This window comes from Thauera sp. AutoDN2, from assembly GCF_051280715.1.
Classification (GTDB): domain Bacteria; phylum Pseudomonadota; class Gammaproteobacteria; order Burkholderiales; family Rhodocyclaceae; genus Thauera.
The window spans coordinates 257,675-270,955 of the sequence record NZ_JBNCAR010000001.1; the positions used below are offsets into that span (position 1 = coordinate 257,675).

Sequence of the window (13,281 nt, forward strand, 5' to 3'; positions counted from 1 at the left end):
TCATTGAAGCCGGCCACTGCAGCATCAGTTGCAACGGGCCGGGCCGTCCTTGACGCCGAGCTTGTGCAGGATGTTCACCAGCGGGCACAACCCGGTGAAAGCGCTCTGGAACAGGTTGAGGCCGACGAAGCCGGTCACCCACAGAAAGTGCTTGCTGACGAAGAGCGGCGAAGCCTCGACGCCAAGCGAGAGCGAAATCAGGACGAAAGCGCCGGCGAAGGCGCGGACGTAGTCATTGGTGGTCATGCGGGGTTCTCCTCGGGATTTTGCAGACGGGCGATGCGGCCGCGCATGGCGGCGTAGTAAAGGACCGGGATCACCACCAGGGTGAGCACGGTGGACACGAAGATGCCGAAGATCAGGCTGATGGCCAGGCCGTTGAAGATCGGGTCGTCGAGGATGAACACCGCGCCGATCATCGCCGCCAGCGCGGTGAGCCCGATCGGCTTGGCGCGCACCGCGGCGGCGCGGATCAGAGCCTCGCCGAACTCCATGCCCTCGGCGACCTGCTGATTGACGAAATCCACCAGCAGGATCGAGTTGCGCACGATGATGCCGGCGAGCGCGATCATGCCGATCATCGAGGTGGCGGTGAATTGCGCGCCGAACAGCGCGTGACCGGGCATCACGCCGACGATGGTGAGCGGGATCGGCGCCATGATGATCAGCGGCACCAGATAGCTCCTGAACTGCGCCACCACCAGCAGGTAGATCAGCACCAGTCCCACGGCGTAGGCGGCGCCCATGTCGCGGAAGGTCTCGTAGGTGATCTGCCACTCGCCGTCCCATTTCAGCTGGTAGCCGGCGTAGGGGTCGTCGGGCTGGCTGATGAACCACTCGCCGAGCGTACCGGCGAGCCCCGGCGCGCCGTCGAGCGCCATGCCATTGACCCGCGAGCGGATGTCGAACATGCCGTAGAGCGGCGAATCCAGCTTGCCACCCATGTCACCGGTCACATACACCACCGGCAGCAGGTCCTTGCGATAGAGGATCTGCTCGCGGCGGGTCTCGGCGACCTGCACGACCTCGGAGATCTTCACCAACTGGCCGGCGTTGTCGCCGCCGCGGGCCCGTACCTGCATCGCGAGCAGGTCGGCAAGGTCGGACTGGCGCACCGCGGGCAGCTGGATGCGCACCGGGATCTCGTACTTGTTGTCGCCGCCATGCACCGGGGTGACGTTCTCGCCGGAGAGCCCCAGGCGCACCACCTCGACGATGTCGGCCTTCGCCACGCCCATGCGCGCGGCCTTGGCCTGGTCAACGCGCAGCACGAGCTTGGGCGCGTCCTCGTCCACCGTGTCGTCGACGCCGACAATGTCCGGGGTGTCCTCGAAGGCCGCGCGCACGCGCCTGGCCACTTCCAGCTGGCCGTCGTAGTCGGGGCCGTAGATCTCGGCGACGATCGGCGACAGCACCGGCGGGCCGGGCGGCACCTCCACCACCTTGACGTTGCCGCCGTTGCGCAGCGCGATTTCGGTGACGGCATCGCGCACCGACACGGCGATCTCGTGGCTCTGGCGCTCGCGCGCGGTCTTGTCGACCAGGTTGACCTGGATGTCGCCCTGCTCGGGGGCACTGCGCAGGTAGTACTGGCGCACCAGGCCGTTGAAGTTGATCGGCGCCGCGGCGCCAGCGTAGGACTGCCAGTCGGTGACCTCGGGCACGGTGGCCAGATGGGCGCCGATCTCGTTGAGCACGCGCGCGGTGTCCTCGACCGGCGTGCCCACCGGCATGTCGAGCACGACCTGGAACTCGCTCTTGTTGTCGAAGGGCAACATCTTCATGACCACGAGCTGCACCACCGGCAACGCGACCGAAGCGCCGATGAGCGCGAACACCACGACCCACAGCGCGAAACGGTTGCGGCCACCGCGGCGGGCGTCGAACATGGGCGTCATCACGCGGCGGAAGAGTCCGTCGAGGCGGCGGGTCATCTTGTCCTCGCCCTCGTGGTGGTGGGCGTCGACGTTCTTGAGCATCTTCTGCGCCAGCCAGGGCGTGACCACGAAGGCCACCACCAGCGAGATGAACATGCCCATTGAGGCGTTGATCGGGATCGGGCTCATGTAGGGGCCCATCAGCCCGGTGACGAAGGCCATCGGCAAGAGCGCCGCGATGACGGTGAAGGTGGCGAGGATGGTGGGGCCACCGACCTCGTCGACGGCCTTGGGGATCAGCTTCCACAAGGGCGTGTCGGGCTCGAGGGTGTGCCAGCGGTGGATGTTCTCGACCACCACGATGGCGTCGTCGACCAGGATGCCGATCGAAAAGATGAGCGCGAACAGCGACACCCGGTTGAGGGTGAAGCCCCAGGCCCAGGAGGCGAACAAGGTGGCAGCCAGGGTGAGCGTGACAGCGATGCCGACGATGATGGCCTCGCGCCGGCCGAGCGCGAAGAACACCAGCGCCACCACTGCGGCGGTGGCGAAGGCGAGCTTGCCGATCAACTGGTTGGCCTTGTCGTTGGCGGTCTTGCCGTAGTCGCGGGTGACGGTGACCTCCACACCTTCCGGGATGACGCTCCCGCGCAGGTTCTCCAGGCGCTGCATCGCGGCCTGGGCGACATCGGCGGCGTTGGCTCCGGGCTTCTTCGACAACGCCAGCGTGACAGCCGGGAACAGGCCCTGTTGGCCGATGCCGCGCTGCTCCGCGGCAGCGCCGGTGCCGAACCACACGTACTGCGAAGGCTGGTCGGGACCATCGACGACCTCGGCGACGTCGCGCAGGAACACCGGACGGCGCTCGGAGACACCCACCACAAGCTTGCGCACATCCTCGGCAGATTCCAGGTAGGTGCCGGTCTGCACCAGCACTTCACGATTGCCTGCGACCAGGCTGCCCGCCGGCTGCGAGGCGTTGGCCAGTTGCAGCGCGCCGCGCAGGTCCTGCGCGGTGACGCCGTGCGCGTTCATGCGCTCGATGTCCATGTTCACCCGGATCACGTGGCCGGGGCCGCCCAGGGTGGCAACGTCGCGCGTGCCGGGGATGCGCTTCAGCTCGGTCTCGATCGCGCGCGAAACCTGCTGCAGCGAGAAGGCCGCTCGCTCGGGGTCGGCGGTCCACAGCGTGAAGCTGACGATCGGCACGTCGTCGATGCCCTTGGGCTTGATCAGCGGCTTGCCGACGCCGAGTTGCGGCGACAGCCAGTCTGCATGCGAGTCCACGGTGTCGTAGAGGCGCACCAGTGCAGTCTGGTTGGGGACGCCAACCTCGAATTGAACGGTGACCACCGCCATGCCGGGGCGCGACACGGTATAGACGTGCTCGACGCCGGCGATGCGCGACAGCACCTGCTCGGCCGGCCGCGCCACCAGGGACTCGACATCGCGTGCAGACGCCCCCGGGAAAGGCACCAGCACGTTGGCCATGGTGACGTCGATCTGTGGCTCTTCTTCCTTGGGGGTGATCAGGGTGGCGAAGATGCCGGCGAGCAGCAACACCAGCGCCAGCAGCGGCGTGATCGCGTTACGCTGGAAGCCGGACGCGATGCGGCCGGAGATGCCGAGACGCTTTTCCATGGTCGCCTCCGGACTCAGCGCGCAGCCGAGCCGGCGCGGGCCTGAATGCCGGCCTGCACCGGGTCTAGGGCGAGGGTTTCGTCCCCCCTAAGGCCGGAGAGCACCTCCACCGCATCACCGCCCTGTTGCGTACGGCCGAGGCGGATCTGACGCAGCCCGAAACCGCCCTGGCCATCGGCCACGTAAACTGCGGTGAGCTCGCCCCGACGAAGCACGGAAACGGCAGGAATCACCACCGGTTGGGCCGCTCGGGCCGGCGCCGCCTCACCATGTAAGCGCACCCGTGCGAAGCTGCCCGGCAACACGTCCGCGAGGCCCGCGGGGAGGTCGACGCGAACGCGCACGGTGTGGGTGCGGGCGTCGGCCGTGGGGAGCACGGTGACGGAAGCGGCTTCGATCGTGCGCCCGCTGGCGGGCAGCTCCACACTGGCGCGCAGCGTGCCACCGCCGAGCTCGGCGAGGCGCTGTGGCGCGAGGTCGGCCACTGCACGCATCTGCGCAGGGTCGTACACGGTGAGCAGGCTGCGGCCGGGCTGGGCCATTTCACCGGCTTCGATGTGGCGTACGGCAACCAGGCCGGTGAGCGGCGATGTCACCGTAGCGTAGCCCTGGACGGTGCCTGCCTGCGCACGCTGTGCGCGGGCAGCGCCCAGCTGCGCTTCAGCGGCTTCGTACTGCGTCCGCGCGCCATCGAGCGCCGACTGGCTGAGGAATTTCTGCGCGACCAGCTTGCGCGCACGCTCGTACTCAAGGCGCGCGTTGCCGAGCACGGTCTGCGCCTGCGCGATGCCAGCTTCGGCAGCGGCGACCGCTGCAGCCGCCTCGGCGGGATCGATGCGGACCAGCACCTGCCCGCGCTCGACGCGATCGCCGGCATCTACGCCGAGTTCGAGAATGCGGCCAGGCATTTGCGCCGCGAGGGTCGACTGACGCACCGCCTCGATCGTGGCCTCCGCAGCGATAGAGGGTGCAACCATCTGCGCCTGAATGCGTACGGTGGGCACCTCCGCGCGCGCGGGAAGGCTGAAGCTGGCGATCGCCGCGGCCAGCAGAAGAAGGCCGGGCGCGCGCGCAAGAACGGGGAGCATGACGGGTTTCATGTGCATAAGTATATTCTTATACACGCGCCGGTCAAGCACCTCGGTCAGTTCAGCACCTCGGTCAGTTCAGCACCTCGGTCAGTTCAGCACCTCGGTCAGTTCAGCACCTCGGTCAGTTCAGGCAGCTGGCGGCGTAATCGGCCATCGCGACGACAACCGGCTCGGCCTCGCCGGCCGCAGTGGCGAGGCTGATCTCGCACTCCGGATGAGCAGCACGGGCCTCGTCGAGCAGGATCGGCAGATCGCGCTTGAGGTGACCGCCTTGGGCGAGAAACATGGGCACGACCGCGATTTGCCGCACACCGTCAGCAGCAAGCGCGGCGATGGCCTCGGGCAGGGTCGGGGTCATGAACTCGAGGAACGCCAGCTCGGTACGCGGCGCATCGGGACGCGCCAGCACCGTATCGCGGATGCGGCGCATGGGTCCGGCCCATTCCGGGTCGCGTGCACCATGTCCGAACAGGACGATGGCAGATTGGGATCGGGGTGCTGCGGTCATGAGGCAATCTCCGTAGGAATGTCGGCGGACGCGACACGGCGAACTCCAGCGCGAAGCAGGTGCTCCAGCGCCCGTGCAGCACAGAGCAGGCCGACACTGGCCGTGACGGCCATGCTCGAACCATAGCCTGCGCAAGCGAGACCCTGTGGTGCGGCCCGCCCCGCGCCGGCATCGCAGGGCTGGACCGCAGGAAAGCGCAAGGGTTCGGTCGAGAACACCGCCTCGATACCGAATTTCCTCTTCGGGTCGCGTGTGAAACCGTGTTCCTTGCGCAGGCGCGCGCGCACCTTGGACAGCAAGGGATCCTGGACCGTACGCGAGAGGTCATCCACCATGATGCGCGCCGGGTCCAGCTTGCCGCCCGCCCCACCCGCCATGATCAGCGGAATGCCGCGCTCACGGCTCGCCGCGGCAAGCGCCACCTTCGCCCGTACGTTGTCGATGGCATCGATGACCACGTCGAAGCCTGAAAGCAGCCCGGCTGCATTCTCGGGGGTGACGAAGTCCTCGACCGTGATCACCTCGCAGTGCGGGTTGATGCCGGCGATGCGGGCGGACATTGCATCGACCTTGGCCATGCCAAGCGTATCTTCAAGCGCATGCGCCTGGCGATTGATGTTGGATTCGGCAACGTGGTCGAGGTCGATCAGGGTCAACCGCCCCACCCCGCTGCGTGCCAGCGCTTCGACCACCCAAGAGCCCACGCCGCCGATGCCGATCACGCAGGCGTGCGCCTTGCCGAGCGCCTCCGCGGCGCCGGCGCCATACAGGCGGTCGAGGCCGCCGAAGCGTCGCGCGCGGTCGACATCGGACTGCATGAAGCGCGGGCTCAGGCGTTGACCGCTTCGACGGCGCGCAGACTGTCGAGCCAGACGCCGAGGCCTTGTGCGTTGAGCTCCAGGTCCATGCGCAGCAGTTCGAGCGTATCGTCCTCGCTCAGCGCCCATTTCTGGCGCGCCGTCTCCTCGCGCATGACCTGCTCGAGACCGGCGAGGATCTCGACGTGGCGGGCAACCCCCTCACCGCGTGCGGCCTGCGCGACCGCGACCATGGTATCGATGAGGCGGTGCAGGTCCGCACCGAGGCGCTCGACGTCGGTGACGCGGCTGAAATGGGTCAGGTACATCGCCGTGGGCGACATGGCGAGCATGCGGTCGATGGAGGCATGCATCGCGGCAGGATCGAACTGGGTGGGCGTCGTCGTCGGCACCACGAAGGCGCGGCCATCGGTGTCGAGCTCGCGATAGGACAGGCCAAAGGTGTCGCCGGTGAAGAAGGCGCGTGCGACCGAATCCCACACGCAGATATGGTGGCGAGCGTGGCCGGGCGTGTCGAACACGCGCAGCATGCGGCTACCGAGTTGCACCTCGAGTCCATCGGTCGCCGCGACGATGCGCTCGGCGGGTACCGGAACCAGCTGGCCGTAGAGTTCGAACGCGCGCTCCGCGCCATATACGGCAGAGGTGCCTTCCCACAGCCGGGTCGGGTCCGCCATGTGGCGCACACCGCGCGGGTGGACCAGCAGCTTCGCCCGCGGCAGGGCGCACATCAGGCTGCCGGCGCCGCCTGCGTGATCGAGGTGGATGTGGGTGAGGATCACCCAGTCCACGGCCTCGGGCGCGATGCCGAGTGATGCCAGCGCCGCGAGCACATGAGGTACCGATGCATTGCTGCCGGTATCGACGACCGCCGCGCGGCCGTCCTGCACCACAAGGTGAATTGCGCAAAGCTGTGGCCGGCCGTAGGCCGAGTCGAAGGCGAAGACGCCGTCCTGATAGTCGATCAGATTTTTCATCACCCCTCCTCCAGGCATCGATCTGGGGTCGATTGTCCCGGTTTCAATACGTGCCTCGGCCCGGCGCAACGCGCCAGGCACGGCGGCCAAACGGTGTCAGAAGGGAATGTCGTCGTCGAAATCGCCGAACCCACCGGAGGACTGCGCAGGCTGCTGGGACTGCGGACGTTGTGCGGGCGCGGGGCTGCTGCGCGGCGCAGCGGCGGGAGCATCCCAGCCCGCATCGTTGCCACGCATGGATGCATCGCCGCCCTCGCGGCGCCCGCCGAGCATCTTCATCTCGTCGGCACGGATTTCGGTGGTGTAGCGGTCCTGACCGCTCTGGTCCTGCCACTTGCGCGTACGCAGGCTACCCTCGATGTAAACCTGGCTGCCCTTGCGCAGATACTGCCCGGCGATTTCGGCCAGCTTGCCGTAGAAGGACACGCGGTGCCATTCGGTAGCCTCACGGCGCTCGCCAGTATTCTTGTCGCGCCAGGTCTCGGTAGTGGCCAGACGGATGTTGCAGATCGCGTCGCCGGAGGGGGCGAAGCGGTTTTCCGGATCAGCGCCGAGGTTGCCGATCAGGATGACTTTGTTCAGGGATGCCATCCGGTTCTCCTTTGGAAACGTGAACGGGCAGCGTATGGGCGCCGCCCTTGCATGGTGTACCGCCCCGTTCAGCGCCCGGCAGGCGCCGGCGCGGTACGCAGGGGCGGCGGATTCATCGAGGTCGACAGCGCCAGCCATGCAAGCCCGAGCATGACGCAGAACAGGCTTACCACGCCGGTCCCGAAGGTCTGACCCAGCCAGCCGCCGAGCGCGCCGCCCAGGAACAGGCCGAGCGACTGCAGTGTGTTGTAGACCCCGAGCGCAGTCCCCTTCGCGCCCGGGGCGGCGATACGCGAGATCCACGACGGCTGCGTGGCCTCGAGCACGTTGAAGGCGATGAAGAAGAGGGTCAGCAGCAATGCCAATGGTATCAGTGCATCCCCAAAAAGCCAGAGCCCGAACTGAACGATCACAAGCAACGCGATGGCTGCATTGAAGACCGGCTTCATCTTGTCGTGGCGCTCGGCGAGGATCACCGCAGGCACCATGACGACAAAGGATAGCAGCACCGCCGGGAGGTAGACCTTCCAGTGCTCGGGCACCGGCAGGCCGCCGCTGGCGACCAGCGCCGAGGGGACCAGTACCCACATCGTGGTCTGGATCAGGTGCAGCGCGAACACACCGAAGTTGAGCCGCATCAGCTGGCCGTCACGCAAGACGTCGACGATCCGGCCCGTGGCGCGCGGAACGGGGGGCGCCTCGGGCACCACCTTGAGCAGCACGCCGATGGCGCCTACGGCGAGCACCGCGGTGAGCCAGAAGATGCCGGACATGCCGATTACCGCATAGAGCAGCGGCGCGACCACCATGGAGAGTGCGAACACGAGGCCGATGGAGGAGCCGATCATTGCCATGACCTTGGTGCGATGCTGGTCGCGCGTAAGGTCCGCAGCCAGCGCGGTGACGGCCGCGGAAATTGCACCCGCGCCCTGCACCACCCGCCCCACGATGATCATCCAGATGTCATCAGCGATTGCTGCAACGACGCTGCCGACGACGAAGAGCACGAGGCCGAACACGATCACCGGCTTACGCCCGAAGCGGTCGGAGGCGGCGCCGTAGGCGATCTGCAGGAAGGCTTGAGTAAGCCCGTAGGCGCCGATGGCCAGGCCGACGAGCATCAGGTCGTCTCCCCCTGGGATCTGCTCGGCATGAGCGGCGAACACGGGGAGGATCAGGAACAGGCCGAGCATGCGCAGCGCGAAGATAGCCGCCAGGCTCATGCCGGCGCGGCGTTCTTCGCGCGTCATCGGATCGCGTGCGGGAACGGACATACTGGATACCGGCTCGATCAAAGAGCGGGATTCTAACACCCCGCAAACGACTGATGCGATTACGCCGCCGCCGTGACGAGGGCGTATAGTTTGCCGTTTCCCACGCCTCGAACCCGTCATGGACGAGATCCGCATCCGCGGCGCCCGCACCCACAACCTGAAAAACATCAGCATCGACCTTCCCCGGAACCGCCTGACCGTGATCACAGGCCTGTCGGGCTCGGGGAAGTCCTCGCTCGCCTTCGATACCCTGTATGCGGAGGGCCAGCGCCGCTACGTCGAGTCTCTTTCCGCGTACGCGCGCCAGTTCCTCCAACTCATGGAGAAGCCGGATGTGGACCTGATCGAAGGATTGTCGCCCGCGATCTCGATCGAGCAGAAGGCCACCAGCCACAATCCACGTTCTACGGTCGGAACGGTCACCGAGATCCACGACTACCTCCGCCTGCTGTATGCACGCGCAGGCACACCACACTGCCCCGACCATCCGCAGCACGCGCTGGAAGCGCAGAGTGTGGCGCAGATGGTCGACCACGTGCTCGCACTGCCCGCCGAGACGAAGCTGATGATCCTCGCCCCGGTCGTGAGCGGCCGCAAGGGTGAGCAGAGCGATCTGTTCGCAGAGTTGCGCGCGCAGGGCTTCGTGCGCGTGCGGGTGGATGGCGAAGTGATGGAACTCGACGCCATGCAGCCCCTGGAGAAGGGCCGACGGCACGACGTGGCGGTGGTGATCGATCGCGTGAAGCTGCGCCCCGATTTGCGCAGCCGGCTCGCCGAGTCCTTCGAGACCGCACTCACGCATGCCGACGGGCGGGCGATCGCGGTGGAGATGGAAAGCGGCCGCGAGCACCTGTTCTCGGCTCGCTTCGCCTGCCCTGTGTGCAGCTTCTCACTTGCGGAACTGGAGCCACGGCTGTTCTCTTTCAACAATCCTGCCGGCGCATGCCCCAGGTGCGACGGGCTGGGCCAGGTCGAGTTCTTCGACCCCGTGCGGGTGGTTGCACACCCTGAGCTGTCGCTCGCATCGGGCGCGATCCGCGGCTGGGACCGGCGCAACCAGTTCTACTTCCAGTTGCTGGCAAGCCTGGCCTCGCACTACGGCTTCGATATCGAGACGCCGTGGCGGGCACTGCCGGAAGACCTGCGCGAGGTGGTGCTTTCCGGCTCCGGGCGGACAAAGATCGCTTTCCGCTACATGGCGGACAACGGCAGGATGGTGCTCAAGGAGCACCCCTTCGAGGGCATCCTGCCCAACCTCGAGCGGCGCCTGCGCGAAACCGATTCGCAGGCCGTGCGCGAGGAGTTGTCGAAATACCGTGCCACCCAGCGCTGCCCGGCCTGTCACGGCAGCCGCCTGCGCAGCGAGGCACGCCACGTGCTGATCGGCGGCCACCCCCTGCACGAGGTCGCCGCGATGCCGCTTGGGGCAGCGCATGCGTTCTTCGCCCAGCTCGCGCTGGAAGGCGCACGCGCACGCATCGCCGAAAGGATCGTGAGCGAGATCACCGCACGCCTGCGCTTCCTCATCGACGTGGGGCTCGACTACCTGGCGCTCGACCGCGCAGCCGATACGCTCTCGGGCGGCGAAGCGCAGCGCATCCGCCTGGCAAGCCAGATCGGCTCCGGGCTGACGGGCGTGATGTACGTGCTCGACGAACCGTCGATTGGCCTGCATCAGCGTGACAACGACCGCCTGCTTGACACCCTCGCCCGCTTGCGCGACATGGGCAACACGGTGATCGTGGTCGAGCACGACGAGGATGCGATCCGCAGCGCGGACTACGTGGTGGACATGGGCCCCGGGGCAGGCGAGCATGGCGGCCAGATCGTTGCACACGGCACGCCTGCCGAGGTGATTGCCAATCCGGACTCCCTCACCGGCGACTATCTTGCCGGAAGGCGCACGATCATGCCGCCCGGGCGCCGCACCGCGCCTGATCCGGCGCGCATGGTCCGGATCGCGGGCGCCACGGGCAACAACCTCAAGGCCGTCGACGCGAGCCTGCCGGTTGGATTGCTGACCTGCATCACCGGCGTTTCGGGCTCCGGCAAGTCCACCTTGATCAACGACACGCTCGCCACTGCCGCTGCGCACCAGCTCAACCGCAGCGCGGATGACCCTGCGCCGTACGCCGCGATCGAAGGGCTGGAAGCCTTCGACAAGGTCATCGACGTTGACCAGTCCCCAATCGGCCGCACACCGCGCTCCAACCCCGCCACCTACACGGGGCTGCTGACGCCTATCCGCGAGCTATTCGCCGGCGTGCCCGAGGCGCGGGCGCGCGGCTACGGTCCCGGGCGCTTCTCATTCAACGTGCGCGGCGGGCGCTGCGAGGCCTGCCAGGGCGACGGCCTGGTCAAGGTCGAGATGCATTTCCTGCCCGACCTGTACGTCCCGTGCGATGTCTGCCATGGCACGCGCTACAACCGCGAGACGCTAGAAATCCGATACAAGGGTCGCAACATCCGCGAGGTGCTGGAGATGACGGTGGAGGAGGCGCTCGCCTTCTTCGCACCGGTACCCGCAGTCGCACGCAAGCTCGAAACCCTGACCGACGTCGGCCTCGGCTACATCCGCCTGGGGCAGAGCGCGACGACTCTCTCGGGTGGCGAGGCTCAGCGCATCAAGCTCGCCCTCGAACTCTCCAAGCGCGACACGGGCCGAACCCTGTACATCCTCGACGAGCCGACCACCGGGCTGCACTTCCAGGACATCGAACTGCTGCTGAAGGTTCTGCACCGCCTGCGCGACCACGGCAACACCATCATCGTCATCGAGCACAACCTGGACGTAATCAAAACGGCCGACTGGGTCCTCGACCTGGGCCCAGAGGGCGGCGACCGTGGCGGCACGCTGGTATGCTGCGGAACCCCCGAGCAGATTGCCGAACACCCCGAGAGTCATACGGGCCGCTACCTGCGTCGCATGCTCTCCTGACCAGGGCCTCACCCCCCGGCGTAACCGCGCGGATTGAGGCACTGCCAGCGCCATGCGTCCTCGCACATGGCCTGCAAATCGCGCTCGGCGCGCCAGCCAAGCACTTCTTCTGCGCGGGCGGGATCCGCCCAGCACGCAGCGATATCTCCCGGTCGGCGCTCGACGATGTCGTAGGGGACTGCGCGCCCACTGGCGGCTTCGAAGGCGCGCACCATCTCCAGCACGCTGTAGCCGCGCCCGGTGCCAAGATTCAGCGTGCTCACGCCAGGTAGCCGTTCAATCCGCTCGAGCGCACGTAAATGGCCCAGCGCAAGATCGACCACATGAATGTAATCGCGCACGCCCGTGCCGTCGCGTGTCGGATAATCGTTGCCGAACACGCGCAGTCGCGGCAGTCGCCCGCCCGCAACCTGACTCACGAAAGGCATCAGGTTGTTCGGCAGACCATCCGGATCCTCCCCGATGCGCCCGCTCACATGCGCACCGACCGGGTTGAAGTATCGCAACAGCACGATGTTCCAGCCCGCTTCCGCTTGTGCCACGTCACGCAGGATCTGCTCGCCCATCAGCTTCGTCCAGCCGTAGGGATTGGTTGCAGAAGTCGGAAAATCCTCCCGGATGGGGACGGACGCAGGGTCCCCATATACCGTGGCCGACGAACTGAACACCATGCGCCGGCAACCGGCAATCTCCATCACCTCAAGCACGCTGATCAGGCCGTGCAGGTTGTTGTCGTAATAGGCGAGCGGCTGAGCGACCGACTCACCAACCGCCTTGCGCGCGGCGAAGTGGATCACCGCCTCGACCGGATGCTGCGCGAAAATATGCTCCAGCGCGGCACGGTCCCTCACATCCGCACGAACGAAGCCGGCAAGCGCGCGACCTCCCAGCTCCTGCATACGCGCAACCGCCGTCATGGAAGCGTTGGACAGATCATCCACCACGACGACGTCACGCCCCGCCTGCAGTAGCTCAACACACGTATGCGAACCGATGTAGCCCGCGCCCCCGGTCACCAGCGTCACGCCCATTCGTTCCAACCCTCCACCATTGCAACGCCTCCAGCCTGCCCGTACACCGCACATGTTTGCGCGGAACGATGCCGCGCGGGCGAAAAAAAACCGGGCGTTGCCCGGTTCTTTCGTTCGCTCGCCGATAACTCAGGCGGCTTCGCTTTCTTCAGCTTCAACCGCCTCACCTTCAGGTCGGTCGAGCAATTCGACATACGCCATCGGCGCGTTGTCGCCATCGCGGAAGCCGCACTTCAGAATACGCAGATAGCCACCGTTACGGCTGGCAAAGCGCGGACCCAGTTCGTCGAAAAGCTTCACGACCATATCACGGTCGCGCAGACGGTCGAACGCCAGACGGCGGTTGGCAACGCTGGGCTTCTTGCCCAGCGTGATCATCGGCTCGACCACACGGCGAAGTTCCTTCGCCTTCGGCAGGGTCGTCTTGATCGCTTCGTGACGCAGCAGCGAATTGGCCATGTTGCGGAACATCGCCTGGCGGTGGCTGCTGGTACGATTCAGCTTGCGAAGACCATTACGGTGACGCATTTCAATT

At 66.6% G+C, this 13,281-nt stretch carries 11 protein-coding genes; 1 reads left to right on the forward strand and 10 read right to left on the reverse strand.

Translation table 11 applies throughout. The features are described 5' to 3' along the window. Window positions 1-24 precede the first annotated feature (24 nt). The 8 genes from ACPT9U_RS01175 to ACPT9U_RS01210 form a co-directional block, all read right to left on the reverse strand. Complete coding sequence (locus tag ACPT9U_RS01175; RefSeq protein ID WP_418363617.1) at window positions 25-246, reverse strand: YgaP family membrane protein; 222 nt, start codon at window positions 244-246, stop codon at window positions 25-27. Next, complete coding sequence (locus tag ACPT9U_RS01180; RefSeq protein WP_435749623.1) at window positions 243-3,518, reverse strand: efflux RND transporter permease subunit; 3,276 nt, start codon at window positions 3,516-3,518, stop codon at window positions 243-245. The genes ACPT9U_RS01175 and ACPT9U_RS01180 overlap by 4 nt, the downstream gene beginning before the upstream one ends. A gap of 14 nt (window positions 3,519-3,532) precedes the next feature. Then, window positions 3,533-4,618, reverse strand: coding sequence for an efflux RND transporter periplasmic adaptor subunit (locus ACPT9U_RS01185; protein WP_435749624.1), 1,086 nt, complete (start codon window positions 4,616-4,618; stop codon window positions 3,533-3,535). A 112-nt stretch (window positions 4,619-4,730) separates the two neighbouring features. After that, window positions 4,731-5,117 (reverse strand): sirohydrochlorin chelatase, encoded by a 387-nt coding sequence (locus ACPT9U_RS01190; protein WP_418363619.1) that lies wholly within the window; start codon window positions 5,115-5,117, stop codon window positions 4,731-4,733. Then, on the reverse strand, window positions 5,114-5,935 hold the full coding sequence (locus tag ACPT9U_RS01195) for a tRNA threonylcarbamoyladenosine dehydratase (protein ID WP_418363620.1): 822 nt from the start codon (window positions 5,933-5,935) through the stop codon (window positions 5,114-5,116). The genes ACPT9U_RS01190 and ACPT9U_RS01195 overlap by 4 nt, the downstream gene beginning before the upstream one ends. An 11-nt stretch (window positions 5,936-5,946) precedes the next feature. Then, the gene (locus tag ACPT9U_RS01200; protein ID WP_435749625.1) at window positions 5,947-6,912 is read right to left on the reverse strand and encodes an MBL fold metallo-hydrolase; all 966 of its coding nucleotides are present in this window, start codon (window positions 6,910-6,912) and stop codon (window positions 5,947-5,949) included. A gap of 96 nt (window positions 6,913-7,008) precedes the next feature. After that, on the reverse strand, window positions 7,009-7,503 hold the full coding sequence (ssb, locus tag ACPT9U_RS01205) for a single-stranded DNA-binding protein (protein ID WP_418363622.1): 495 nt from the start codon (window positions 7,501-7,503) through the stop codon (window positions 7,009-7,011). Window positions 7,504-7,571: 68 nt separating this feature from the next. Further along, a complete protein-coding gene (locus ACPT9U_RS01210; RefSeq protein WP_418363623.1) occupies window positions 7,572-8,777 on the reverse strand; it encodes an MFS transporter in 1,206 nt (401 codons plus the stop codon). Between the two features lie 118 nt (window positions 8,778-8,895). Between ACPT9U_RS01210 and uvrA the strand changes: the two genes are divergently transcribed. Continuing rightward, window positions 8,896-11,715, forward strand: coding sequence for an excinuclease ABC subunit UvrA (gene uvrA / locus ACPT9U_RS01215; RefSeq protein ID WP_435749626.1), 2,820 nt, complete (start codon window positions 8,896-8,898; stop codon window positions 11,713-11,715). Between the two features lie 8 nt (window positions 11,716-11,723). Here the strand turns inward: uvrA and galE are convergent, their stop codons facing one another. Both galE and rplQ read right to left on the reverse strand, forming a co-directional pair. Next, window positions 11,724-12,746: a UDP-glucose 4-epimerase GalE gene (galE, locus tag ACPT9U_RS01220; protein WP_418363625.1), complete on the reverse strand. Its 1,023-nt coding sequence runs from the start codon at window positions 12,744-12,746 to the stop codon at window positions 11,724-11,726. A 129-nt stretch (window positions 12,747-12,875) separates the two neighbouring features. Continuing rightward, on the reverse strand, window positions 12,876-13,274 hold the full coding sequence (rplQ, locus tag ACPT9U_RS01225) for a 50S ribosomal protein L17 (RefSeq protein ID WP_418363626.1): 399 nt from the start codon (window positions 13,272-13,274) through the stop codon (window positions 12,876-12,878). Window positions 13,275-13,281 lie beyond the last annotated feature (7 nt).

Bases quoted from the DNA above. Each gene is read 5' to 3' on its own strand.
- ACPT9U_RS01175 (WP_418363617.1), bottom strand. From the start codon at position 246: ATGACCACCAATGACTACGTCCGCGCCTTCGCCGGCGCTTTCGTCCTG.
- ACPT9U_RS01180 (WP_435749623.1), bottom strand. From the start codon at position 3,518: ATGGAAAAGCGTCTCGGCATCTCCGGCCGCATCGCGTCCGGCTTCCAG.
- ACPT9U_RS01185 (WP_435749624.1), bottom strand. From the start codon at position 4,618: ATGAAACCCGTCATGCTCCCCGTTCTTGCGCGCGCGCCCGGCCTTCTT.
- ACPT9U_RS01190 (WP_418363619.1), bottom strand. From the start codon at position 5,117: ATGACCGCAGCACCCCGATCCCAATCTGCCATCGTCCTGTTCGGACAT.
- ACPT9U_RS01195 (WP_418363620.1), bottom strand. From the start codon at position 5,935: ATGCAGTCCGATGTCGACCGCGCGCGACGCTTCGGCGGCCTCGACCGC.
- ACPT9U_RS01200 (WP_435749625.1), bottom strand. From the start codon at position 6,912: ATGAAAAATCTGATCGACTATCAGGACGGCGTCTTCGCCTTCGACTCG.
- ssb (WP_418363622.1), bottom strand. From the start codon at position 7,503: ATGGCATCCCTGAACAAAGTCATCCTGATCGGCAACCTCGGCGCTGAT.
- ACPT9U_RS01210 (WP_418363623.1), bottom strand. From the start codon at position 8,777: ATGTCCGTTCCCGCACGCGATCCGATGACGCGCGAAGAACGCCGCGCC.
- uvrA (WP_435749626.1), top strand. From the start codon at position 8,896: ATGGACGAGATCCGCATCCGCGGCGCCCGCACCCACAACCTGAAAAAC.
- galE (WP_418363625.1), bottom strand. From the start codon at position 12,746: ATGGGCGTGACGCTGGTGACCGGGGGCGCGGGCTACATCGGTTCGCAT.
- rplQ (WP_418363626.1), bottom strand. From the start codon at position 13,274: ATGCGTCACCGTAATGGTCTTCGCAAGCTGAATCGTACCAGCAGCCAC.